This is a genomic window from Micromonospora sp. IBSANI012 (assembly GCF_052814045.1).
In genome coordinates this window covers 127,091-150,850 of the sequence record NZ_CP199933.1, presented here as the reverse complement: position 1 = coordinate 150,850, position 23,760 = coordinate 127,091, and the positions used below count along the sequence as shown (strand labels likewise).

Annotated in this window: 19 protein-coding genes; 9 read left to right on the top strand and 10 right to left on the bottom strand. The window is 75.1% G+C overall.

What is annotated here, in order from left to right; genetic code table 11:
• Nucleotides 1-54: 54 nt before the first annotated feature.
• The 5 genes from ACTWM8_RS00745 to dnaK all read right to left on the bottom strand — a co-directional run bounded on the left by ACTWM8_RS00745 (nt 55) and on the right by dnaK (nt 4,894).
• Nucleotides 55-264, bottom strand: coding sequence for a hypothetical protein (locus tag ACTWM8_RS00745; protein WP_446212095.1), 210 nt, complete (start codon nt 262-264; stop codon nt 55-57).
• Between the two features lie 217 nt (nt 265-481).
• Nucleotides 482-922, bottom strand: a complete 441-nt coding sequence (locus tag ACTWM8_RS00740) for a heat shock protein transcriptional repressor HspR (protein ID WP_088959533.1) — start codon at nt 920-922, stop codon at nt 482-484.
• A 29-nt stretch (nt 923-951) separates the two neighbouring features.
• Nucleotides 952-2,151, bottom strand: coding sequence for a molecular chaperone DnaJ (gene dnaJ, locus ACTWM8_RS00735; protein ID WP_446212094.1), 1,200 nt, complete (start codon nt 2,149-2,151; stop codon nt 952-954).
• 82 nt (nt 2,152-2,233) lie between these two features.
• Nucleotides 2,234-2,977, bottom strand: coding sequence for a nucleotide exchange factor GrpE (gene grpE / locus ACTWM8_RS00730; RefSeq protein ID WP_446212093.1), 744 nt, complete (start codon nt 2,975-2,977; stop codon nt 2,234-2,236).
• Between the two features lie 48 nt (nt 2,978-3,025).
• On the bottom strand, nt 3,026-4,894 hold the full coding sequence (gene dnaK / locus ACTWM8_RS00725) for a molecular chaperone DnaK (protein ID WP_446212092.1): 1,869 nt from the start codon (nt 4,892-4,894) through the stop codon (nt 3,026-3,028).
• Nucleotides 4,895-5,102: 208 nt separating this feature from the next.
• Between dnaK and ACTWM8_RS00720 the strand changes: the two genes are divergently transcribed.
• Genes ACTWM8_RS00720 through ACTWM8_RS00710 form a run of 3 tightly spaced genes read left to right on the top strand, consistent with a single transcriptional unit; the run spans nt 5,103 to nt 9,897 of the window.
• Complete coding sequence (locus ACTWM8_RS00720) at nt 5,103-6,938, top strand: ABC transporter (RefSeq protein ID WP_446212091.1); 1,836 nt, start codon at nt 5,103-5,105, stop codon at nt 6,936-6,938.
• Entirely contained in the window at nt 6,935-8,617 is a 1,683-nt protein-coding gene (locus tag ACTWM8_RS00715; protein ID WP_446212090.1) for a GTPase, read from the top strand. The genes ACTWM8_RS00720 and ACTWM8_RS00715 overlap by 4 nt, the downstream gene beginning before the upstream one ends.
• Before the next feature lie 53 nt (nt 8,618-8,670).
• On the top strand, nt 8,671-9,897 hold the full coding sequence (locus ACTWM8_RS00710) for a hypothetical protein (protein WP_446212089.1): 1,227 nt from the start codon (nt 8,671-8,673) through the stop codon (nt 9,895-9,897).
• A gap of 15 nt (nt 9,898-9,912) precedes the next feature.
• On the opposite strand, the gene ACTWM8_RS00705 is transcribed toward ACTWM8_RS00710, so the two are convergent.
• Together ACTWM8_RS00705 and ACTWM8_RS00700 are read right to left on the bottom strand one after the other, a co-directional pair.
• The gene (locus ACTWM8_RS00705) at nt 9,913-10,455 is read right to left on the bottom strand and encodes a phosphatase PAP2 family protein (protein WP_446212088.1); all 543 of its coding nucleotides are present in this window, start codon (nt 10,453-10,455) and stop codon (nt 9,913-9,915) included.
• Between the two features lie 168 nt (nt 10,456-10,623).
• Nucleotides 10,624-11,622: a hypothetical protein gene (locus tag ACTWM8_RS00700; RefSeq protein WP_446212087.1), complete on the bottom strand. Its 999-nt coding sequence runs from the start codon at nt 11,620-11,622 to the stop codon at nt 10,624-10,626.
• Nucleotides 11,623-12,119: 497 nt separating this feature from the next.
• On the opposite strand from ACTWM8_RS00700, the gene pdhA reads away from it, so the two are divergent.
• From pdhA to ACTWM8_RS00670, 6 genes are all read left to right on the top strand, one after another.
• Nucleotides 12,120-13,298 (top strand): pyruvate dehydrogenase (acetyl-transferring) E1 component subunit alpha, encoded by a 1,179-nt coding sequence (gene pdhA / locus ACTWM8_RS00695; protein WP_179802546.1) that lies wholly within the window; start codon nt 12,120-12,122, stop codon nt 13,296-13,298.
• The gene (locus ACTWM8_RS00690) at nt 13,298-14,287 is read left to right on the top strand and encodes an alpha-ketoacid dehydrogenase subunit beta (RefSeq protein WP_088959543.1); all 990 of its coding nucleotides are present in this window, start codon (nt 13,298-13,300) and stop codon (nt 14,285-14,287) included. Before pdhA ends, ACTWM8_RS00690 begins: the two co-directional genes overlap by 1 nt.
• Before the next feature lie 5 nt (nt 14,288-14,292).
• On the top strand, nt 14,293-15,771 hold the full coding sequence (locus ACTWM8_RS00685) for a dihydrolipoamide acetyltransferase family protein (protein ID WP_446214433.1): 1,479 nt from the start codon (nt 14,293-14,295) through the stop codon (nt 15,769-15,771).
• A 219-nt stretch (nt 15,772-15,990) separates the two neighbouring features.
• Nucleotides 15,991-16,128 carry a hypothetical protein gene (locus ACTWM8_RS00680; protein WP_172894132.1) on the top strand — a complete coding sequence of 46 codons (138 nt, stop codon included), beginning with the start codon at nt 15,991-15,993 and terminating at the stop codon, nt 16,126-16,128.
• A gap of 349 nt (nt 16,129-16,477) precedes the next feature.
• Nucleotides 16,478-19,528, top strand: coding sequence for an LppU/SCO3897 family protein (locus ACTWM8_RS00675; RefSeq protein ID WP_446212086.1), 3,051 nt, complete (start codon nt 16,478-16,480; stop codon nt 19,526-19,528).
• A 119-nt stretch (nt 19,529-19,647) separates the two neighbouring features.
• Nucleotides 19,648-21,480, top strand: coding sequence for an NHL domain-containing thioredoxin family protein (locus ACTWM8_RS00670; protein ID WP_446212085.1), 1,833 nt, complete (start codon nt 19,648-19,650; stop codon nt 21,478-21,480).
• A gap of 66 nt (nt 21,481-21,546) precedes the next feature.
• Here the strand turns inward: ACTWM8_RS00670 and ACTWM8_RS00665 are convergent, their stop codons facing one another.
• From ACTWM8_RS00665 to ACTWM8_RS00655, 3 genes are read right to left on the bottom strand one after another with little or no spacing between them, the layout of a single operon-like run.
• The gene (locus ACTWM8_RS00665) at nt 21,547-22,296 is read right to left on the bottom strand and encodes a LamB/YcsF family protein (RefSeq protein ID WP_446212084.1); all 750 of its coding nucleotides are present in this window, start codon (nt 22,294-22,296) and stop codon (nt 21,547-21,549) included.
• The gene (locus ACTWM8_RS00660) at nt 22,280-23,236 is read right to left on the bottom strand and encodes a 5-oxoprolinase subunit C family protein (RefSeq protein ID WP_446212083.1); all 957 of its coding nucleotides are present in this window, start codon (nt 23,234-23,236) and stop codon (nt 22,280-22,282) included. The genes ACTWM8_RS00665 and ACTWM8_RS00660 overlap by 17 nt, the downstream gene beginning before the upstream one ends.
• Complete coding sequence (locus tag ACTWM8_RS00655) at nt 23,134-23,745, bottom strand: 5-oxoprolinase subunit B family protein (RefSeq protein ID WP_446212082.1); 612 nt, start codon at nt 23,743-23,745, stop codon at nt 23,134-23,136. The genes ACTWM8_RS00660 and ACTWM8_RS00655 overlap by 103 nt, the downstream gene beginning before the upstream one ends.
• Nucleotides 23,746-23,760 lie beyond the last annotated feature (15 nt).

The following is a 23,760-nucleotide window of genomic DNA, read 5'->3' as shown; positions in this document are numbered from 1 at the left end:
GAGGCGAACGGGCCGGGACCCCCCGTGGGTCCCGGCCCGCACGTCGGCGGATCGTCAGCGTTCCGATCCACCCTGCTTCCGGCGTCTCGCTTCGACGCGCCCCTGGTCGATGCCGTGGTCGACCTGGTCGCTGAACCGGCCGTTCTTGATCTCGTCGCTGAAGCGACCCTTGGTCACCCGTTCGAACCCCTGCCGAACGTTCTCGGCCACCTTGTCGAGCCGGCTCTCCGTCTGCTGGGCAACCTTCTTCGCCGATTCCGTCATGGCTCCCCCTGCCATCGGAGTCCGGATTGAGTTGGTTGGACCTGGTTCTGAGGCTAACCCAACCGGTCCGACCGTCGCCGGAGAAACGCGAACTGGCGCCGCTGGAACGCCCGGCGCCGGTCAGCGGGCCCGCGAGTCGGCGTCCGGGTCGCGCGAGGGACCCGGACCGGGGCGGGGATGGCCGCGCCCGGCCATCGGGCCGGGCGGGGCCGGAGGTTCAGCGATCCGGGGTACGGCGGGGACGCCAGACGACCAGCGCCGTCGAGGTGCGGTTGGTGGGCACCAGGTCGCCGCGCGGGAAACCGCCCAGCGACTCCAGCTCGGCGATCCGCCGGTACGCGGCGTCCAGCTCGGCCTCCAGCCGGGCCACCCGCTGCTGCGCCTGCTCCAGCAGCCGCTCCAGGCCGATGATCCGCTTCACGCCGGCCAGGTTGATGCCGTCGTCCTGGCTGAGCCGCTGCACCTCGCGCAGCAGCACCACGTCACGCACGCTGTAGCGGCGCCCACCGCCGGCCGCCCGGCCGGCCTGCACCAGGCCCAGCCGGTCGTACTGGCGCAGGGTCTGGGGGTGCATCCCCGCCATCCGCGCCGCGACCGAGATCATCAGCACCTTGGCCTCGTAGGCAGGGTCACCCGAACCGACGAAATCGCCCGACATCCCGCTCACCTCCGCACCCGATCCACCGGTCAACCGACCCGACGCACCCGCGCGTCGAGATGTTCCCGAGCCGCCGGCGGAGTCTGCTCGGCGAACGACTCCAGCGTCGCCCGCGCCTCGTCCGACACCACCGCCGGCACCACCACGTCCAGCGTGACCAGCAGGTCACCGGCCCGACCGTCGCGCCGCACCACACCCTTGCCCCGGGCCCGCAGCACCCGCCCGGACGGCGTACCCGGCGGCACCCGCAGGGTCACCGCGCCGTCGAGGGTGGGCACCCGCAGGTCGGTGCCGAGCACCGCCTCGGCGAAGGTGATCGGCACGGTCAGGGTGAGGTCGTCCCCGGTACGCCCGAACAGCTCGTCCGGGCGGACCTTGACCTGCACGAAGAGGTCACCGGCCGGGCCGCCCCGCTCACCCGGCTCGCCGCGCCCGGCCAGCCTGATCCGCTGGCCGTCGGCCACCCCGGCGGGGAAGCGGACGTTCAGCGTGCGGGTCTTGGTCACCCCGCCGGTGCCCTGGCACTCCGGGCACTTCTCCTCGACGACGGTGCCCACGCCCTGGCAGGTGCGGCACGGCTCGGAGAAGCTGAACGACCCCTGGTTGCGGGTGGTCACCCCGGCGCCGTGGCAGACCGGGCAGGCCTTCGGCCGGGTGCCCGGCTTCGCGCCGTCGCCGTGGCAGGTGTCGCAGACCCCCGGCGCGCGCAGCGTCAGCGGGACGGTCACCCCGCGTACCGCGTCGTCGAAGTCGAGCGCCACCTCGGTCTCCACGTCCCGGCCGCGGGCCGGGCCGCGGGGACGCGCCGGGCCACCGGCCCCGCCACCGCCGGAGAAGATCGAGCTGAACAGGTCGGTGAAGCCACCCCCGCCGAACCGGGTGTCGGCGCCACCGGCGCCACCGGCGCCACCGCCGCCGAAGAGGTCGGAGACGTCGAACGGCACCCCGCCGGGCTGCCCGGCACCGCGGGCGCCGCGCCGGAACGCGCCCGAGCCGAACAGCGAGCGCATCTCGTCGTACTCGCGGCGCTTGGCCTCGTCGCCGAGCACCGCGTACGCCTCGGAGACGGTCTTGAACCGCTCCTCGGCCTTCGGGTCACCCGGGTTGTGGTCCGGGTGCGACTCCCGGGCCAGCTTCCGGTACGCCTTCTTGATCTCGTCCGAGGAGGCGGACTTCTGCACGCCGAGCGCGGCGTAGTAGTCCTTCTCGATCCAGTCCTTGGAACTCACCGGTCCACCCCCTTCCGCCTGATGTGGCCCGGTCGCCCCACCCGCCGTCGTACGGCGGGCGGGGCGACCGGATGGTTGCGCACTATTCCGGGTCGGCGACCGCGACCAGTGCGGGCCGCAGCAGCCGCTCCCCGAGCTGGTAGCCCCGACGCATCACCTGGACGCAGGTCGGCTCGTCCACGTCGGCCGAGGTCTGGTGCGCGACCGCCTCGTGCCGGGTCGGGTCGAACGGGTCGCCCTGCTCCCCGAACGGGGTCAGCCCGAACTTGCCCAGCGCGGTGGTGAGCTGCTCGGCCACCGTGCCGAACGGCCCGACCAGGTCGCCGTGCTCGCGGGCCCGGTCCAGGTCGTCCAGGATCGGCAGCAGCGCGGCGAGCACCGAGCCGGTCGCCTGCTCCTGGACCAGACCGCGGTCGCGGTCCACCCGCTTGCGGTAGTTGGCGTACTCCGCCGACACCCGCTGCAGGTCCCGGGTCCGCTCGTCGAGCTCGGCCCGGAGGGCCTCCAGCTCGGCGCCGAGCGGGGCCACCGCGACGCCGTCGACCGGCTGCGCGGGGGCGTCCACCACGGGCGGACCGGCCGGGACCGGACCATCGACCTCGACCTCGATCTCGTCGACCACGACCTCGGCCTCCTCCACCAGGCCCTCGGCCGGGACGTCCGCCCCGGCGTCGGCGGCGGCGGGCGCCTCCTCGGTCTTGCCGATCTTGCGGTTGTTGCGGATGACGACCCGCGGCCCGTCGCCGGCGGCCTGCTCGGCGGGCGCGGAGCCACCCGGCACCGACCCGGTGGCTCCCGGGTCGGCGGCTCGTGGCTTCTCCGTCATGCGACTACCTCGTTTTCTCTACCGTGAGTCCGGATCGGGGACGGACCGTCACTTCTTGTCCTCGTCCACGATCTCCGCGTCGACCACGTCGTCGGCGCCACCGGCCTGCGGGCCGCCGGCAGCACCGGCACCCGCGCCCGGGCCGGCCGCGCCCGGCTGCTCACCCTGCTCGGCCTGCTCGGCCTGCTGCGAGTAGAGCAGCGAACCGGCCTGCTGGGAGACCTGCGCCAGCCGCTCGTGCGCCGCCTTGATCTTCTCGATGTCCTGGCCGCCGAGCGCACCGCGCAGCTCGCCGAGGGCCTCGTTGATCTGGTCACGGTTCTCGCTGGGCAGCTTGTCGCCGCTCTCGGCGAGGAATTTCTCGGTCTGCCACTGGAGCGCCTCGGCCACGTTGCGGGTCTCGGCGTCGTCGCGGCGGCGCTTGTCCTCCTCCGCGTGCTCCTCGGCGTCCCGGCGCATCCGCTCGATGTCGTCCTTCGGCAGCGAGGAGCCGCCGGTGATCGTCATCTTCTGCTCCTTGCCGGTGCCCAGGTCCTTGGCGTGCACGTTGACGATGCCGTTGGCGTCGATGTCGAACGCGACCTCGATCTGCGGCACGCCGCGCGGCGCCGGCGGGAGGCCGGTCAGCTCGAAGGTGCCGAGCTTCTTGTTGTAGGCCGCGATCTCCCGCTCACCCTGGAATACCTGGATCAGCACCGACGGCTGGTTGTCGTCCGCCGTGGTGAAGACCTCGGAGCGCTTGGTCGGGATGGTGGTGTTGCGCTCGATCAGCTTGGTGAAGATGCCGCCCTTGGTCTCGATGCCCAGGCTCAGCGGCGTCACGTCGAGCAGCAGGACGTCCTTGACCTCGCCCTTGAGCACGCCGGCCTGCAGGGCGGCGCCGACGGCGACGACCTCGTCCGGGTTGACGCCCTTGTTGGGTTCACGGCCGGTGAGCTGCTTGACCAGGTCGGTCACGGCGGGCATCCGGGTCGAGCCGCCGACCAGGATCACGTGCTCGACGTCGGAGATCTTGATCCCGGCGTCCTTCACCGCCTGCTCGAACGGGCCCTTGCAGCGGTCCAGCAGGTCCTGCGTCATCCGCTGGAACTCGGCGCGGCTGAGCGTCACGTCGAGGTGCAGCGGGCCGGCGGAGCCGGCGGTGATGTACGGCAGGTTGATGTTGGTGGTGGTGGCGGCGGAGAGCTCGATCTTGGCCTTCTCGGCGGCCTCACGGAGCCGCTGCAGGGCCATCTTGTCCTGGCCCAGGTCGATGCCGTGCTCGCCACGGAAGGTCTTCACCAGGTGGTCGATGATGCGCTGATCCCAGTCGTCGCCACCGAGGTGGTTGTCACCGCTGGTCGACTTGACCTCGATGACGCCCTCGGCCAGCTCCAGCAGCGACACGTCGAAGGTGCCGCCACCGAGGTCGAAGACCAGGACGGTCTGCTCCTTGGAGCCCTTGTCCAGCCCGTACGCCAGGGCGGCCGCGGTCGGCTCGTTGACGATCCGCAGCACGTTGAAGCCGGCGATCTCACCGGCCTCCTTGGTGGCCTGGCGCTGACCGTCGTTGAAGTAGGCGGGGACGGTGATCACCGCGTCGGTGATCTGCTCGCCCAGGTACGCCTCGGCGTCCCGCTTGAGCTTCATCAGCGTCCGCGCCGAGATCTCCTGCGGGGTGTACTTCTTGCCGTCGATGTCGACGGACCAGTTGGTGCCGATCTCCCGCTTGACCGACCGGATGGTCCGGTCGGGGTTGGTCACCGCCTGGCGCTTCGCGACCTCACCGACGAGCACCTCGCCGTTGCGGGCGAACGCGACGATCGACGGGGTCGTCCGCGAGCCTTCAGCGTTGGCGATGACGGTGGGCTCACCGCCCTCGAGAACGCTGACGCAGGAGTTCGTCGTGCCGAGGTCGATACCGACCGCACGTGCCATCTTCGCTTCCTCGCTTCGTAACGTTGAGGCAGGTCACGGGCCTGCCCGGCGGGCCGCCCGCGGCGACCGCACCACAAGTTGAGTGAACTTGACTCAATAGTGCCACGCCGCCGGCAATCCGCAAGTCGGGGTTGAGCCGACCCGACGCAACCCGACCGTTATTACCGTCCAGTTGTCTTCCCTTGCATCGGTCGGGCACGCTTTAGCGGTGACGACCAAAGGCGATCCCGCCACCCGGTCCGGCGCGCCCCCCGTCGCCGCCCGCGCCGGGTCGCCGGACGCCGCCGAGGCTGCCCCCGGCACCACCGCCGACGGCCTCCCGGCCGCGCTGACCGGGCTGCGGGCCGCGATCGACGCCGCCCGCTTCCCGCTGACCCTGCCGTCGGCCGAGCCGGCCCGGCGTACCGCCTCGGCCCTGGCCGACCAGCTCGACGACTACCTGCTGCCCCGGCTGGCCCGGCTCGACGCGCCGCTGCTGGTGGTGGTCGGCGGCTCCACCGGCGCCGGCAAGTCGACACTGGTCAACAGCCTGGTGCAGGCCCGGGTGAGCGCCGCCGGGGTGCTCCGCCCGACGACCCGCTCCCCGGTGCTGGTCTGCAACCCGGCCGACTCCGCCTGGTTCCGCCAGGGCGAGCTGCTGCCCGGCCTCACCCGCACCACCCAGCCGAGCGAGGACCCGCGCTCCCTGCACCTGGTCACCGCGCCCGCGCTCCCCGCCGGGCTGGCCTTCCTCGACGCCCCCGACATCGACTCGGTGGTCGACGCCAACCGGGCCCTCGCCGGCCAACTGCTGGCCGCCGCCGACCTCTGGCTCTTCGTCACCACCGCCGCCCGGTACGCCGACGCCGTCCCCTGGGAGCTGCTGCGCAGCGCCCGGGCCCGGGGCGCGGCCATCGCCATGGTGCTCGACCGGGTGCCGCCGGAGGCCGCCGACGAGATCGCCGCCCACCTGTCGGAGATGCTCGCCGCGCAGGATCTCGGCGCCGCGCCGCTGTTCGTCCTGCCCGAGACCTGGGTCGACGGCCAGGGCCTGCTGCCGAACAAGGTCACCGCGCCGCTGAGCGCCTGGTTCTCCCGGCTGGCCGCCGACGCCGAGGCCCGGGGCGCCGTGGTGCGACAGACGCTGGACGGCGCGCTCGCCTCGCTGCACCCGACCGTCGAGGCGCTGGCCGAGGCGGCCGACGAGCAGGTCGCCGCCGCCGACGCGCTCGACGAGCGGGTCCGGGCCGCGTACCGGGGTGCGCAGCGCACCGTGGAGGAGGGGCTCAAGGACGGCCGGCTGCTCCGCGGCGAGGTGCTGGCCCGGTGGCAGGAGTTCGTCGGCACCGGCGAGTTCTTCCGGACGCTGGAGGCGCGGATCGGCCGGCTGCGCGACCGGGTGGTCGCCGCGATGACCGGACGCCCCGCCACGCCCGCCACCGAGCTGCGCAACGCCATCGAGTCCCAACTGGTCACCCTGCTGCGCGGGGTCTCGTCGGAGGCGGCCGAGCACGCGTACACCGCCTGGAAGGCGCACCCGGCCGGGGCGGCGCTGCTCGAACCGGGGCTGGCCCACCCCTCCGACGACCTCTCCGAGCGGGCCGAGCGCCTGGTCCGGGACTGGCAGCGCGGCGTGCTGGAGCTGGTCAAGGCCGAGGGGGGCGACCGGCGCTTCGTGGCCCGCACCGCCGCATACGCGGTCAACGCCACCGGCCTCGCCGTCATGATCGCCGTCTTCGCCTCGACCGCGTTCATCCCGACCGGCCTGGAGGTGGCGACCGGGGCCGGCACCACCGTCGCCGCGCAGGCCGTGCTCCAGGCGATCTTCGGCGACCAGGCCGTGCGTAACCTCGCCACCAAGGCCCGAGCCGACCTGCTGGACCGGGTCCGGGCGCTGCTGGACGAGGAGGCGGCGCGCTACCTGACGCGCACCGACGAGGCCCGGCCCGGCGCGGACGCCGGGGCCGAGCTGCGCCGGGCAGCGTCCCGGGTCGAGGTGGCCCGGCACCACAGCGGCCTGGCCGACGGCGACGGCCTGCCCGCCCCGGGCGGTGACCGCCGATGACGGGCATCGTCGGCCGGATGCGCGAGGCGTTCCGGGGTGAGCAGCGGGTGGACGCCGACGACCTGGTGGCCCGCCTCGACGCGGTACGCCGCTTCCTCGACGCCGTGGACGGCCAGCTGCCGGACTCCCGCCTGGTCACCGCGCACACCCTGGTCGAGCGGGCCGGCACCCGGCTGGCGCTCTCCCGCGACCACACCGTGGTGGCGCTCGCCGGCGCCACCGGCAGCGGCAAGTCCAGCCTGTTCAACGCGCTGGCCCAGCTGGATCTCTCCCCGGTCGGCGTGCGCCGCCCGACCACCGGCGTGGCGCACGCCTGCGTCTGGGGCCCGCTCGACGGCGCCAGCCGGCTGCTCGACTGGGTCGGCGTGCTGCCCCGGCACCGGTTCGTCCGGGAGAGCGCGCTGGACGCCGACGACGAGACCAACCTGCACGGGCTGGTCCTGCTCGACCTGCCCGACTTCGACTCGGTGCAGCGGTCCCACCGGCTGGAGGTGGACCGGCTGCTCGGCCTGGTCGACCTGGTGGTCTGGGTGGTCGACCCGCAGAAGTACGCCGACCGGGTGATCCACACCAGCTACCTGCGCGAGTTCCACCGGCACCGGGACGTGACCCTGGTCGTGCTCAACCAGGCCGACCGGCTGTCGGCGACCGAGCTGCCCCGGGTCCTCGACGACCTGCGCCGGCTGCTCGACGCCGACGGGCTGGACGGCGTGCCGCTGCTGGCCACCACGGCGGTCCACCCGGGCGGCCTGACGGGGCTACGGGAGGCGCTGGAACGGGCGGTCGCCGAGCGTCAGGCGTCGCTGCGTCGGCTCTCCGGCGACGTGGACGCCGTCGTGGCGGGGCTGGGTGAGCTGGTGGTCACGGACGTCCCCCGCGACGCCCCGGACGAAGACACGGTCCGCTCGCTGGACCGGGCCCTGGCCGGCGCGGCCGGGGTGTCGGCGGTGGCCGACGCGGTCCAGGGGGCGTACCGGCACCGGGCCGGCGGCACGACCGGGTGGCCGGTCGTGCGGGGCTTGCGCCGGCTGCGACCGGATCCGCTGCGCCGGCTGCACCTGCCCGGCCCGGCCGCCGGGGCCGACCAGCCGGAGGAGAGCCTGGTCGCCGCGACCTCGGTGCCCGACCCGACCGCCGCCCAGCGTTCCGCCCTCGGGCTGGCCATCCGCGCGGTCGCCGACCGCTCCGGCGCCGGCCTGCCCGCGCCCTGGCCGGACGCGGTCACCACGGCCGCCCGGTCCCGCCTCGACGACCTGCCGGACGCGCTGGACCGGGCGATCGCCGGCACCGACCTGGGCATGGACCGGCGGCCGCTCTGGTGGCGGCTCGTCGGTGGCATCCAGTGGCTGGTCACCCTCGCCGCGCTGGCCGGGCTCGGCTGGCTGCTGCTCGGCTACGCGCTGCGCGCGCTCGGGCTGCCCGCCCTGGAGTACCCGCGGGTGGGTGAGGTGCCGCTGCCGACCCTGCTGCTGCTCGGCGGCCTGCTCGCCGGGCTGCTGGTGGCCGCGGTGACCCGGCCGGTGATCCGCTGGGCGGCCCGGCGAGCCCGGCAGCGGGCCGAGAAGCGCCTCACCGCCGCAGTGGCCGGGGTCGGCGACACGTACGTCCTCAGCCCGGTACGGGCCGTCCTCGACCGATACGGGCAGGCCAGGGACGCGCTGCGCGACGCGGCCCGGTAGAGCCCGCCCTCGGCACGGGTGTCCTGGCGGCCGTCGCGGCGTAGGGTCGGACCATGGCCACGCCACAGACCCCCTACGACGCGGTGCTACACGCCGCCCGCGACGTGACGAGGCTGGACACCGCCCTCGACGCCGAGATGCTCGGCGCCGCCCTGCTGGGCAGCGTCTACGCGATCGCCGAGACCGACCGGGAGCGGGCGGTACGGGAGTTCGTCTCCGGCTTCCTGGCCGCCACCTCGCGCCGCCGGACCGCCGCCGCGACCACCATCCGGTCGGTCTTCGCCGCGCTGGTGCCGGACGCGGAGGGCGCCGCGAAGGTCCGCCCCGGCACCCAGGCCCCGGCCTGGTCCGGCCAGCTCGGCCGGGTGCACCTCACCGGCGCCTGGTCGTACGGCGACGTGTACGGCGACCAGACCTCCTACCTCGCCACCTTCGCCTACGACGACGCGACGGGCGGTCCCGAGCACGCGCTGGTGGCGCTCGTCGACCACAACATCGGCATCACCAAGGACGTCTTCGTGGGCGGCCCCGCCGAGCGGATCCTCGAACAGGTCCGGCAGATGTGCGCCACCGACGACCTGACCTGGTTCCGCGAGGAGGACCCGGCCCGGATGCACGGCGAGGTGAGCCGGCACCTGACGGTCACCGACGACCTCGGCGACCTGCCCGGCGAGGGTTCGCTCGCCACCGACCGGGCCCTGGTCGGCGCCCGGCTGGCGGTGCTGCCCGGCGCGCCGGCGGACACGCTGACCTGGGACGCCGAGCCGCTCAGCGGGGAGGAGCGCACCGAGCTGGTGCGGACCTTCCTGGCGTCGCCGGAGGCGGCCCGAGCCGGCCTGCACGCCCTGGACGGCGACGCGGAGCTGGCCTCGCTGCACTTCTGTCTGGGCCTGCTCTTCGACCACGCGGCGAGCTTCCCGGACGCCGACCCGCTGCGCTGGAGCCCGGCGGTGGCGGGGCTGTTCCTGCTGGACTGGGTGCACCGCCGGGCCGTGCTGGACATGGACGACGCGGCGATGCTGCCCCGGGTGCTGCGCGCCTGGACGGCGTTCGCGGGACATCGGCGCGGCCTGCCGGAGCAGGCCGTCACCCGGACCGACGAGGCGATCGAGGAGCTGGTGCCGGAGTTCGCCCGGCTCTACAGCACGGGTGAGCGGCGCAGCCCGGCCACCGCCGCGGTGGCGCAGCTGATGGCGGACGGGGTGGACCCGGACGACCCGGCCGCGCTGGACGCCTGGATCGAGGCCAACCGCCAGCGCCTCGGCGACGACACCCCCTGACCGGTCACGCCGCGCTCAGCGCAGCGCGGCGTAGACCAGGCCGGCGACCAGACCGCCGACCACACCCCCGACGACCACCTGCGCGACGGTGTGGTCGCGCAGCCGTACCCGGGACCAGCCGGCCAGGGCCGGCAGCGGCGCCGCGGCGAGCATCCGGGGGCCGAAGGTCAGCGCCAGCACGACCACCGCGCCGGCGGCCACCGCGGTGTGGATCGACATCTTCCACCAGTGGCTGACGGTCACCGCCACCACCAGGCCGACCACCCCGGCGGCGACCAGGGCGAGCACCGGCCGGGGGGCGCCGAGCGCCGCGAGCAGCGCCAGGCCGGCGGTGGCCGAGGCCAGCCCGAAGAGCAGGGGTACGCGCCGCTGGTCGCGGACGCCCACGTGGTGGTCGGTCAGGCGGCCGCGCCGCACCCCGCCGAGGATGTACGCGAACGGGATGCCGCTGGCGAAGGCCGAGGCGAGCAGCGCCCAGCCGAGCCCGTGCGCGCCGCCGGCGCCGTGCCAGCCGACCGCGACGGTCAGCAGGGTCACCAGCACGGCGGGGGCGGTCACCTCGGTCACCAGCCGGGCCAGCCGGGTCAGGGCTCCGGGCGGTACGACGACCCGGCGGAGCCCACCGTCGTCACCGCCCCCGTCGATCCCGCTCAGCTCCCCGTCCCCGATCCGTCCCGTCCGGCCCCGCCGCGGGCCGGTTGCGCCGGCGGCGGGCGAACGGCCCGGTCAGCTGGCGTCGCCCGTCACCGTACCGTCCGGGTAGGGGGCGTCGTGGCTGGTCGGCGCGGGCGCCGCCGGGCGCTGCGGGGCCGGGCTCGGGGTGGCGACCGGGAACTTCGGCGGACGGTCGGTGGGCGACGGCGGTCGGACCGGCGGGCGGGCGGCCGGACGCCGACGCGGGCCGCCGGTGGTGGTGGCGGCGGCGGGGCGCGGCCCGGCGGCCGGCGAAGGGGGCGGCGGCGGGGTACGGGGGGCCACGGTCGGCGCGGCCGTCGGGGTCACGGTCCCGGTCGGCTCCGGGTCGGGCGACGACTCGGGGTCGGGCGACGGCTCGGGGTCGGGCGAGCTGGTCGGCGAACCGGTGGCGCTGGGCTCGGGGCTGACGGTGGGCGTCGGGTCCGGCGGCGGCTCGGAGAAGGTGCTGCTCGGATCTGCGGTCGGGGTGGGCCCGGGGGTCGGCGAGCCGGCCGGCGTGGGGCGAGGTGCGGGGGTCGGTGCGGCGGTCCGGCCCGGTGCGGGCGGGGTGGGCCGTGGGGGCGGGGGCGGCGGCAGCGGGCGCTGGGCCGAGCCGGGAACGGCCGGGGCCGGTGGTGCCGGCGCGGCCGCGGGCAGCGCGGGCAGCGGCGGCCCCAGCGGGATCAGCCTGACCGCGCCGGGCCCGGCGGCGGGGACGGCGGCCGGCGGGTCTCCGGGCCCGGCGGCCGGCGGCGCGGGCTGGCCGGTGGCGGGCAGCGGGACCACCACCGGGCCGTCGGAGGGGGTGGGCAGGAACGGGGTGCTGCCGTCGGGGAGCGCGCTGCTGCCGACGGTGGCGGAGCCGGTGCTGAAGGCGGCGAGGATCGGCATGGACGCCGTGCCGGCGAGCAGGGCCACCGTGAAGAGGTAGCCGCGGCCGGGGCCGGCCGGTCCGGGGGCGCGGTGCGCGCCGATCATCCGCCGGTAGCCGCCACCGACGCGGTGCCCGCCGAGCATGGGGGCGGGAGGACCGTCACCTGACTCGGACACCGCACAACTCCCTCGTCGTCGATTTTTGGGTAACCGGGCACCGGCGGGATTCCTAAACGGACATACGGCTTGAAACGCCCTACCGGCACCCAGGTCAGCTTGAACCAGTGACGCTCAGTTCACCAGGGACCACAGCGTGTCGACACACAAAATGTCCGTCGCCATGAATCTTCCAAGGGACAAATACGTCGATGCGTCGCGAAGACGACGGAACGGGATCGGTGGGGGAGGCCATACTGTGGAACCGCTCACCTCCTCTGCAATCATTCAGGCACGACGGCAACGCAGCCGGCCTCCGCGCACCCCGCGGCAGGCGCGGTTCGGCGCCGGCGCTCCCGAACCGGGTTCCTTCCCGAATCCGGCTCACCGCCGCGCGGCAACCCTCACCGGGGCTAGGCGCGGCCGCCAGGAACCAGCCCGGCACCGGCCGGGCCGGCGTACGAGTTGCGCGGACGGGTCACCCCCGGCGCCGACCCAGACACGACAGGGAGAGACGGATGGCAAAGGGCGACCCCGGGGTCACCAGCCGCGGCCGGCGGGCCGCACCCCGGTCCAAGCGCACCGCCGCGGCGGGCGAGCCGGAACTCGTACAGCTGCTCACCCCCACCGGTGAGCGGATCGACAGCGCGATCGGCCCGGACGGGACCGAGTACCGCGTCGACTTCACCGACGAGGAGTACCGCGGGCTCTACCGCGACCTCGTGCTGGTCCGCAAGCTCGACGCCGAGGCCACCGCGCTGCAGCGCCAGGGCGAGCTGGGCCTCTGGGCCAGCCTGCTCGGCCAGGAGGCCGCACAGGTCGGTTCGGGGCGCGCGCTGCGTACCCAGGACATGGCCTTCCCGACCTACCGGGAGCACGGCGTCCTCTACTGCCGGGGCATCGACCCGATCATGCCGCTCGGCCTGTTCCGCGGCGTCGACCAGGGCGGCTGGGACCCGAACGAGTTCAAGTTCAACATGTACACGATCGTGATCGGGGCGCAGACCCTGCACGCGACCGGGTACGCCATGGGTGTCGCCATGGACGGCAAGACCGGCACCGACGACGGCGAGGCGGTGATCGCCTACTTCGGCGACGGCGCCACCAGCCAGGGCGACGTCAACGAGGCATTCGTCTGGGCCAGCGTCTTCAACGCGCCGCTGGTCTTCTTCTGCCAGAACAACCAGTACGCCATCTCGGAGCCGCTGGAGCGGCAGACCCGCGTCCCGCTCTACCAGCGCGCGGGTGGCTTCGGCTTCCCCGGCGTCCGGGTGGACGGCAACGACGTGCTCGCCTCGTACGCGGTGACCCGGCACGCGCTGGACAACGCCCGGCTCGGCCAGGGCCCCAGCCTGATCGAGGCGTACACCTACCGGATGGGGGCGCACACCACCTCCGACGACCCGACCCGCTACCGGATCGCCAGCGAGGTCGAGGCCTGGCAGGCCAAGGACCCGATCGCCCGGATGAAGGCGTTCCTGACCAATCAGCAGATCGCCGACGCGGACTTCTTCGCCTCGGTCGACGAGCAGGCCCGCACCGAGTCGGTGCACCTGCGCGAGCGGGTGCTCGCCATGCCCAACCCCGAGCCGGTGTCGATGTTCGACCACGTCTACCCCACCGGGTCCCCGGAGCTCGACGAGCAGCGGGCGCAGTTCAGCAAGTACATGGAGTCGTTCGAGGGGAGCGCCCACTGATGGCCACGGAGACGCTCACCCTCGGCAAGGCCCTCAACACCGGTCTGCGCAAGGCCCTGGAGAACGACCCCAAGGTCGTCATCATGGGCGAGGACGTCGGCAAGCTCGGCGGCGTCTTCCGGATCACCGACGGGCTCCAGAAGGACTTCGGCGACCAGCGGGTGATCGACACCCCGCTGGCCGAGTCCGGCATCATCGGCACCGCGGTCGGCCTCGCCATCCGCGGCTTCCGCCCGGTCTGCGAGATCCAGTTCGACGGCTTCGTCTACCCCGCGTACGACCAGATCGTGTCGCAGGTGGCGAAGATGCACTACCGCTCGCAGGGCAAGGTCCGGATCCCGATGGTCATCCGGATCCCCTACGGCGGCGGCATCGGCGCGGTCGAGCACCACTCCGAGTCGCCCGAGGCGTACTTCGCCCACACCGCCGGTCTGAAGGTCGTCACCTGCGCCAACCCGCAGGACGCGTACTCGATGATCCAGCAGGCGATCGCCTCGGACGACCCGATCGTCTTCCTGGAGCCCAAGCGGCGCTACTGGGAGAAGGGCCCGGTCGACCTGGACGCCCCGCTCGCGGACGCGTACCCGCTGCACTCCGCCCGGGTGGCGCGGGCCGGCACCGACGCCACCGTGCTGGCGTACGGCCCGATGGTGCGGACCTGCCTGGACGCGGCCACCGCCGCCGCCGAGGACGGCCGGCAGCTGGAGGTCATCGACCTGCGCACGCTCTCCCCGCTGGACCTGACCGCCGCGTACGAGTCGGTCAGGCGCACCGGCCGCTGCGTGGTCGTGCACGAGGCCCCGGGCAACCTGGGCCTGGGCTCGGAGATCGCCGCCCGGATCACCGAGGAGTGCTTCTACTCCCTGGAGTCCCCGGTGCTGCGCGTCACCGGCTTCGACACCCCCTACCCGGCCAGCCGGGTGGAGGAGGAGTACCTGCCCGACCTCGACCGGGTGCTCGACGCCGTCGACCGCACCTTCGGCTGGTGAGCGGCATGTCACGGATCAAGGAGTTCAACCTCCCCGACCTGGGCGAGGGCCTGACCGAGGGCGAGATCCTCGCCTGGCTGGTCAAGGTGGGCGACGTCATCGAGCTGAACCAGCCGATCGTCGAGGTGGAGACGGCCAAGGCGGCCGTCGAGATCCCGGCGAAGTGGGCCGGCCAGGTGCAGGCGATCTTCCACCCGGAGGGCACCACGGTCGAGGTCGGCACGCCGATCATCGCGATCGACACCGACCCGGGCGCCGGGCCGATCGAGGAGTCGACGACCGGTGCGCCGGCCTCCGCGCTGCCCACCCCGTCGGCGGCCTCGCTGGCCGCCGTCGAGGTGGCCCCGACCGAGGGCGCGGTCGAGCCGGGCCTGATCGGCGGTCCCGCCCCGGGTGGGCGTACCGCCGTACTGGTCGGCTACGGCCCGCGCACCACGGCGGCCAAGCGCCGCCCGCGCAAGGACGCGGTGCCGGCCCAGGCCTCGGCCGCTCCGGTCCAGCCCGCGCCGGCTCCGGTGGCGCCCGCTCCGGTCGCTCCGGCCGCGCCGGTGTCGCCGGCGCCGGGCGTGGACGGCAACGGGCGGGCCGGCGGGCTGGTGCTGGCCAAGCCGCCGGTGCGCAAGCTCGCCAAGGACCTCGGCGTCGATCTCGCCACGCTGACCGGCTCGGGCCCGCTGGGCTCGATCACCCGGGAGGACGTACAGCGGGCGGCGAGCGGGACCCCGGCGGCGGCCGAGCCGCTGACGGCGGCGGCCCCGGCCACGGCGGCCGCGAGCTTCGGCGCGGACCGCGAGCAGCGCATCCCGGTCAAGGGGGTACGCAAGCTCACCGCCGAGAACATGTCCCGCTCGGCGTTCACCGCCCCGCACGTGACGGAGTTCCTCACCGTCGACGTGACCCGGGCGATGAAGGCGCTGGACCGGCTGCGCGAGCGGCGGGAGTGGCGCGACGTGCGGGTCTCGCCGTTGCTGCTGGTCGCCAAGGCGGTGCTGCTGGCGGTCAAGCGTCACCCGATGGTCAACTCGACCTGGGCCGGCGACGAGATCATCGTCAAGGACTACGTCAACCTGGGCATCGCGGCGGCCACCGAGCGCGGCCTGATCGTGCCGAACATCAAGGACGCCGGCCGGCTGTCGCTGCGCGAGCTGGCGGACGCGATGACCGACCTGGTGCAGACAGCCAAGGCGGGGAAGACCTCGCCGGCCGACATGTCGGGCGGCACGCTGACGATCACCAACGTGGGGGTCTTCGGCGTGGACACCGGTACGCCGATCCTGCCCCCGGGCGAGTCGGCGATCCTGGCCTTCGGCGCGGTCCGCGAGATGCCGTGGGTGCACAAGGGCAAGGTGAAGCCGCGCCAGGTCACCACGCTGGGCCTGTCGTTCGACCACCGGATCATCGACGGTGAGCTCGGCTCGAAGTTCCTCCGCGACATCGGGGACTTCCTGGCCGACCCCGAGGCGGCGCTGCTCGCCTGGACCTGACCGTCCACGACACCAGCCACGGCCGGTGTGCCCAGGGTGAACGCCCGGCACACCGGCCGTTGCCATTGCATGAAGAAAAGTTCGCCAGTAGCCCCTTGTGGCCTACGAATCGTAGGCAGGTGTCTCAGCTCACCTAACAATCGATGGAAGTTGGCGGCGTCTTGCGCTTAAATAGAGACATCAAGGGGCTGACAACCGAATAGTCGGAGGAGAGACACCATGAGCATGATCGAGCGCATCCGCACCCGCCGCGACGCCACCCGCCGCGCCCGCGCGATCGAGCACGCGCTTCGTTCCGCCAACTCGCCCGCGGTGCGCGAGGAGATCCTCGCGATCGCCCAGCGCCACATGAGCTGACGCGGCACAGACTTTCCTCACCTCCTCCAGATCGATGACCCGCCCGGGGCACCCGGGCGGGTCATCGGCGTTTCCGCGCCGCTGAGACCGGGATTCCACCTCGACCGGACGCCCGGTACGGTGGGGCACGGTCGCCACCCGCCGACCCGGGCACCGATCGAGCCGGATGAGAGCCGATCGCCACCGCCCGGCGACGCGGAGTGACGGCCCGGTGCTCCCCGGACGCCCCGCGCGGTCACCGGATACGGTGCGGGGAGCCCGCACGGCCGATCCGCCGGCGACACCGGCGAGCCCGCCGCCCGGTCCCGGACGGCATCGGCGGCCGACATGTGATGGAGGAGGCGCACCCATGACGTCCGAGGGCCAGCACCGCCCCGGCCAGGAGCCGGACCAGGTGCCGCCGGGCGCCGGTGGACCGGCGCCGTACGGCGACCGACAGACGCAGCAGGACACCGGGTACGGCAACCCCGCCGCCCCGGACCTGGGCTGGGCGCCACCACCACCGGCCGGCCGACCGGATCAGGCCGCCCCGGCCTGGGCCGCCGCGCAGGAGCAGCCCCCGGCGTGGGGCGCCGCGCAGGTGCCGCAGCAGGGCGAGCCGGCGCAGCCCGGCCAGTGGGCCGCGCCGCAGCCCGCCTGGGCCGCCCAGTCCGACCAGCCCGCCGCCGCCTGGGCCGCCGCCTCCGTACCCGGCCAGCCCGCCGGGCCGGGCGAGCCGGCACAGCCCGCCTGGGCGCAGCCCGAGCAGGCCGCCCCCGCGTGGTCGCAGCCCGACTCCGGCGCCCGTGGCGCCGCCCGGGTGCCCCAGCCGAACGACGCCTGGCCCGCCTCCGCCGACCCGGCCGCCTCCGGCGGCTGGAACGCCGGGCAGCAGGACCAGGCCGCCAACGGCTGGGCCGCCGCGCCGCCGCACGACGAGCCGGCCCACTCCGGCGGCTGGAACACTCCGGCCCAGGACGACCCGGCCCGCTCCGGCGGCTGGAACGCCGGCACGCCGGGCCAGGACCAGGACGCCGCGGGCAACGGCGGCTGGAACGCCGGCGGGGCCGCGTCCCACGAGGCGTCCACTTCGGGCGGTCGGCACGTCGGCGCCGGGCAGCACGAGCAGTCCACCGGCTGGAACGGCGCAGCCGCGCCCCAGGAGCAGGCCGACGGCTGGGGTGGCGAGACCCAGCCGCCGCAGGACGACGCGGTCCGCTCCGGCGGGTGGAACGTGCCGTCCACCCAGGACGATGCGCCCCGATCCGCCGGCCGCGCCTCGGTACCCGTGCCGCCGCAGCAGCAGCCGGAACAGGCCGTGCCCGCGTGGGCGCAGCCCGACACCGGCGCGCGCGGCGCCGCGCAGGTGCCGCAGCACGACAACCCGGCGGCCGACGGATGGTCCACGGAGGACGACCCGGCGCGCTCCGGCGGCTGGAACGCCGCCCACTCGCCGCAGGACGACCCGGCCCGCTCGGGCGGGTGGAACACCGGCCAGGACGACGCCGCCCGCTCCGGTGGCTGGAACACCGCCGCCCCGGACAACGCCACCGGCGCCGGCGGGTGGAACAACGCCCCGCAGGCGGACGAGCGGTCGCCGCAGTCGTGGGACGCCGCCGGCGCACCGGCGCCCACCCACTGGGAGGCCCGCGCCGAGCAGCAGGCCGCCGACGGTTGGGGCGGTGCCGCGGACGAGCCGGCCCGTGGCGCCGGTTCCTGGGGCGCGGCCGCCGTGCCCGGACAGGACGACCGACCCGAGTCGGGCGGCTGGACGCCCCCGGAGCAGCCCGCCCGGGCGACCGCCTCCGTCGCGGTCCCGGGCAGCCCGCCGGCCTGGGGGGCGGACGCCGACAACCCGTCGCAGCGGGCCGGTGCCGACCGTCCGGCCGTGCCGGACGCCGAGCCGTGGGCGGCCGAGGAGGCCTGGGGACGCGCCGAGGCCGCACCCGCGCAGCGACAGGCCGGCGACGCCTGGGAGCCCCAGCGCGCCGACGAGGCACCGATCTACCAGCCGGCGCCGGCACCCGGCATCTCGCCGGCCAACGCGGTGCCCCTGCCGCCGCAGGAGCAGCGGGTGCCGGGCGCCAGCCTGGCCGCCACGCCGCCGGCCGACTACGTCCCGCCGGCCCAGTTCGGTGGCGCCGCCGACCAGTCCTCCTTCGAGCCGGCCGGGCGTGCGGACGCGCCGTCGGCGTACGAGCCGGAACGGGCGGGCTGGGGTTCCGGCGAGGAGTCGCAGTCGCCGGCCGGGCCGGTGGTGCCCGGGCCGCGTACCTCGCCGGAGGCCGACGGGGCCGGGCGCGCCGCTGTGCCGGTTGCCGACGAGTCCGCTGCCGGGCGGGCGTCGGCGAGCGCGTCGGTGCCGCTGGCCAGCCGGGTGATGCCCCCGACCGACCAGGCCGTGCGGCCGGGCGCCACGGGTGCCCCGCAGCCCCGGGTGTACGGCCGGCCGGCCCGCCCGGAGCCGGTGGACGAGCCGGTCGAGGAGTACGACGGCCAGCAGGCCGAGCACGACTCCCCGCCCCGCTTCGCCGAGCAGCAGTCCTTCGACGGCCAGCAGTCCTTCGACGGCCAGCAGCGCTTCGAGGACCAGCAGCGCTACGAGGACCAGGACCGGCGGCGCTTCGACGAGCCGGAGCGGCCGTCCGGCCCGCCCGGCTTCGGCTCCGAGGCTCCCTCGTCCGCGCCGCCCACCTCGCCCGCCGCGCCGCCGGCGTTCCCGGGCGCCATCCCGGCCTTCGCGGACCCGGCCAGCAACAACCGGCCGATGAACGGGACCCGCCCGCACGGCCCCGGCGACCGCCCGGCCGAGCCGTTCGGCGCCGGCCCGGCCGGCGGCGGTCCGGCCGCCGGTGCGGTCCCCGGTTACGGCCACCCGGCCCACGACCCGGCCCACGGCGGTGGCACGGCGCCGTTCCCCCAGGCGGGGCCGCAGTTCCCGCCGGCCGGGCCGCAGTTCCCGCCCGCGGGTCAGCAGTTCCCGCCCGCCGGGCAACCCTTCCCGCCGGCCAACCAGCCCGGTCCGGGCGCCTGGCACCAGGATCCGGAGCCCGAGCAGGGACGCTTCAACGCGTTCAAGCCGGACGCGGAGCCGAAGGTCGAGCAGCCGGCGCCGAAGGTCCGCAACGGCCGGGTGCTGGCCATGGTGCTGATCGTGGCGGTGCTGATCCTCGCCATCCCGCTCGGCCTGCTCAGCCTGCTGGGCAAGATCGGCGGGGAGGAGGAGCCGTTCAAGGTGGGCTCCTGTGTGAAGCAGTCCGGCAACGGCGCGACCGAGGTGGACTGCGGCGAGCCGAACGCGTTCACCGTGGTCTCCAAGGTCGACGCGAAGGAGAAGTGCGCCGACCCGACCCAGCCGCACGTGGTGCTGCCGGGCAGCGGCGCCGACCGGGTGCTCTGCCTCAAGCCGGCCGCCAAGTAGCACGTTCCGGCGGCGGGGCCACGGTGATCCGTGGCCCCGCCGTCGTATCCGCTGTGGCGTGATCGACCACGCGCGGGGTCACGCCGTGGCGGCGGCCCGGCATCCGGCAGACTGGAGTCATGAGCGCACGCGTACGGGCTCCTGAGCTGCACGGTCGGGGCTGGCTGAACACCGGTGGGCGGGAGCTGAAGCTCGCCGACCTGCGCGGCCGGATCGTCCTGCTGGACTTCTGGACCTTCTGCTGCATCAACTGCCTGCACGTGCTCGACGAGCTGCGCCCGCTGGAGGAGAAGTACGCCGACGTGCTCGTCGTGATCGGCGTGCACTCGCCGAAGTTCGAGCACGAGAAGGACCCGGACGCGCTGGCCGCCGCCGTCGAGCGGTACGGGGTGCACCACCCGGTGCTGGACGACCCCGAGCTGGACATGTGGGGCCAGTACGCGGCGAAGGCCTGGCCGACCCTGGCCGTGGTCGACCCCGAGGGGTACGTGGTGGCCACCATGGCCGGCGAGGGCCACGCCGAGGGGCTGACCCGCCTGGTCGACGACCTGGTCGCCACCCACACGGCGAAGGGCACCCTGCACCGGGGCGACGGCCCGTACGTCCCGCCGGCGGAGCCGGAGACCACGCTGCGCTTCCCCGGCAAGGCCGTGGTGCTCGACGGTGGCAACCTGCTGGTCTCGGATTCGGCCCGGCACTCCCTGGCCGAGCTGGCCCCCGACGGTGAGAGCCTGGTCCGGCGGATCGGCTCCGGCGAGCGGGGTCGGGCCGACGGGCCGGCCGACGCGGCCAGCTTTTCCGAGCCGCAGGGGCTCTGCCTGCTCCCCGCGCACGTCGCCGAGGTGGCCGGCTACGACCTGGTGGTCGCGGACACCGTCAACCACCTGCTGCGCGGCGTACGGCTCGCGACCGGCGAGGTGGTGACGGTCGCCGGCACCGGCCGGCAGTGGCGTTCCTCGGTCGACGACCACGCGCACGACGCGCTCTCGGTCGACCTCTCCTCCCCCTGGGACCTGGCCTGGTACGACGACAAGGTCGTCATCGCGATGGCCGGCATCCACCAGCTCTGGTGGTTCGACCCGATCCGCCGCACCGCCGGCATGTACGCCGGCACCACCGTGGAGGCGCTGCGCGACGGTCCGCTGCCGGACGTGTGGATGGCGCAGCCCTCCGGGCTCTCCGTCTCGGCCGACGGCACCCGGCTCTGGGTGGCCGACAGCGAGACCAGCGCGCTCCGCTACGTCGAGAACGGCATGATGGCCACCGCAGTGGGGCAGGGCCTCTTCGACTTCGGCCACGTGGACGGTCCGGCCGACCGGGCGCTGCTGCAGCACCCGCTCGGGGTGTGCGCGCTGCCGGACGGTTCGGTGCTGATCGCCGACACCTACAACGGCGCGGTGCGCCGCTTCGACCCGGAGACCGACCAGGTCGCCACGGTGGCCGACGGCCTGGCCGAGCCGAGCGGCATCGTGCTCACCGCCGACGGTGACGTGCTGGTGGTCGAGTCGTCCGCGCACCGGCTGACCCGACTGGCGCCGGGCACGCTCACGGCGGCCGGGGCGAGCACCGTGAACGGCCCCCGGCACCAGGTGGAGCGTAAGCCGACGGACGTGGCGGCCGGCGAGCTGACCCTCGACGTGATCTTCACGCCCGCGCCCGGGCAGAAGCTGGACGAGACGTACGGCCCGTCGACCCGGCTGGTGGTCTCCGCCTCCCCGGCGGAGCTGCTGGTCGAGGGGGCCGGCACCACCACCGACCTGTCCCGTCGGCTGGTGATCGACGGGGCGGTGGCCGGCGGGGTGCTCCAGGTGACCGCCCAGGCGGCCACCTGCGACAAGGACGTCGAGCACGCCGCCTGCCACCTGACCCGGCAGGACTGGGGCGTACCGGTGCGGGTGGTCGAGGGTGGCGCGACGCGCCTGCCGCTGGTGCTGCGCGGCCTGGACGCCTGAACGAGGCACCAGGCCGCCCCGGGCCGTGGCCTCGGCGGCATGATTCGGTGACCCCGGAGCGGGACGTCAGACGAACGGCTTCAAGGTGACGCCCGCGTCGAGCAGCGCGGCCCGCACCAGGGCCGCCGAGGCGACCGCGCCCGGGGTGTCACCGTGCAGGCAGATCGAGCCGACCGCGCACGGGATGACGGTGCCGTCGACCGCGACGACGGTGCGCTCGGTGGCCATCCGTACGGCCCGGGCGGCCACCTCCTCCGGGTCGGTGACCAGCGCGCCGAGCGCGGTGCGGGGCACCAGCGAGCCGTTGGGCAGGTAGCCCCGGTCGGCGAAGCCCTCGGCGACCATCCGCAGGCCCGCCCCGACGGCGAGCTGGGCGAGCTTCGAGCCGGGGGCGCAGAGGATCGGCAGCTGGTCGTCGTACCCGCTGACGGCGGCGACCAGGGCGGCGGCCTGCGACTCGTCGACGGCCGCCGCGTGGTAGAGCGCGCCGTGCGGCTTGAGGTAGCGGACCCGGGTGCGGAACAGCCGGCAGAACGCGTCCAGGGCGCCGAGCTGGTAGGTGACCTCGTCGCGCAGGTCGGTGAAGGCGTACTCGATGTGCCGGCGGCCGAAGCCGGCGAGGTCGCGGTAGCCGACCTGGGCGCCGATGGCCACGCCGCGATCGGCGGCCGCGGCGCAGACCCGCCGCATGGTCGACGGGTCACCGCCGTGGAAGCCGCAGGCGACGTTGGCCGAGGTGACCAGGTCCAGCAGCGCGTCGTCGTCGCCGAGCCGCCAGATGCCGAATCCCTCGCCGAGGTCAGCGTTGAGGTCCATGGAACCTCACCGTAGTCCCTGGCCGGGCCTGCGCGAGCGCGGTCACGTCGTCCACCACCCCGATGACGGGGTACCCGCCGGTGGTGGGGTGGTCGGCCAGGAAGACCAGCGGCTGGCCGTCGGCCGGCACCTGCACCGCCCCGAGCACGATCCCCTCACTGGGCAGTTCACCGGCCACCGCGCGGGGCAGCGGCGCGCCGGTCAGTCGCGCGCCGACCCGGTCGCCCACCGGGCTGACCGTGTACGGGGTGTCGAACAGCCGGTCGAGCGCGTCCGGGGTGAACCAGTCGGCCCGCGGCCCGGGGCGCAGGGTCAGCCGCAGCTCGCCGCTCGGGGGCCGACCGACGGTCACGTCCACCGGTGGCGGCGGCCCGGGCCACGGGCCGAGCGGGAGGCGGTCACCGTCGCGTACCGGGGGCGGACCGAGGCCGGAGAGGGTGTCGGTGGCGCGGCTGCCGAGCACCGGTTCGACCGCGATCCCGCCGCTGACCGCCAGCCAGTTGCGCAGCCCGTCGCGGGCCGGCCCGATCCGCAGCACCGCGCCGGCCGGCACCGCGAGCGCCCGGCCCACGTCACCCGGTCGCGGGCCCACCCGGACGTCGGCGTCGGCCCCGGTCACCGCGACCATGACGGCCCGGGTCGGCCGCAGCTCGCAGCCGGTCAGGGTGATCTCCAGGCCGGCGGCGGAGACCGGGTTCCCCACCAGGCGGTTGGCCAGCGCCAGCGCCGCCGGGTCGAGCGCCCCCGACCGGGGTACGCCGAGATGCGCGTACCCACGTCGGCCGAGGTCCTGGACGGTGGTGAGCGGGCCGGCCCGGCGTACCTCGATCAGGTCGGTCACGCGGCCACCAGCCGGACCCGGGTGCCGGGGGTGAGCCGGGCCGGCGGGTCGGCGCGCACGTCGAACAGGGTCAGCCCGGTGCGCCCGACCAGCAGCCACCCGCCCGGCGAGGCGGTCGGGTAGATCCCCGCGTACGGCCCGGCGAGCGCCACCGACCCGGCCGGCACCCGGGTACGCGGGCTGGGCAGCCGGGGCACCACCCACTCCGGCGGCAGCCCGGTCAGGTACGCGAACCCGGGCGCGAAGCCGCAGAACGCCACCCGGAACGCGGTCTCCCGCAGTCGTCGCACCACCTCGGGCACGGTCACGCCCCAGTGCCCGGCGACGACGGGCAGGTCCTCCCCGTCGTACACGGTGGGAACCTCGACCTGGGCGGCGGCGGCCGGAACGGCGACCGGCCGGGGGGTCCACCCGGCGATCCGCGCGGCGACGGCCGCCGGGTCCGGTACGCCGTCGAGCAGGACGGTAGCCGCGGCCGGGACGATCTCGACGGCGGTCAGCTCACCGGCGTCGCGGCGGTGCCACAGCTCGGCGCGCCACGCCTCCACCTGGTCGGGGTCGTCGCAGTCGAGCATGAGGGCGTGTCGGCCGACGGGTCGGATCCGCATCCCGCCATCCTCCCC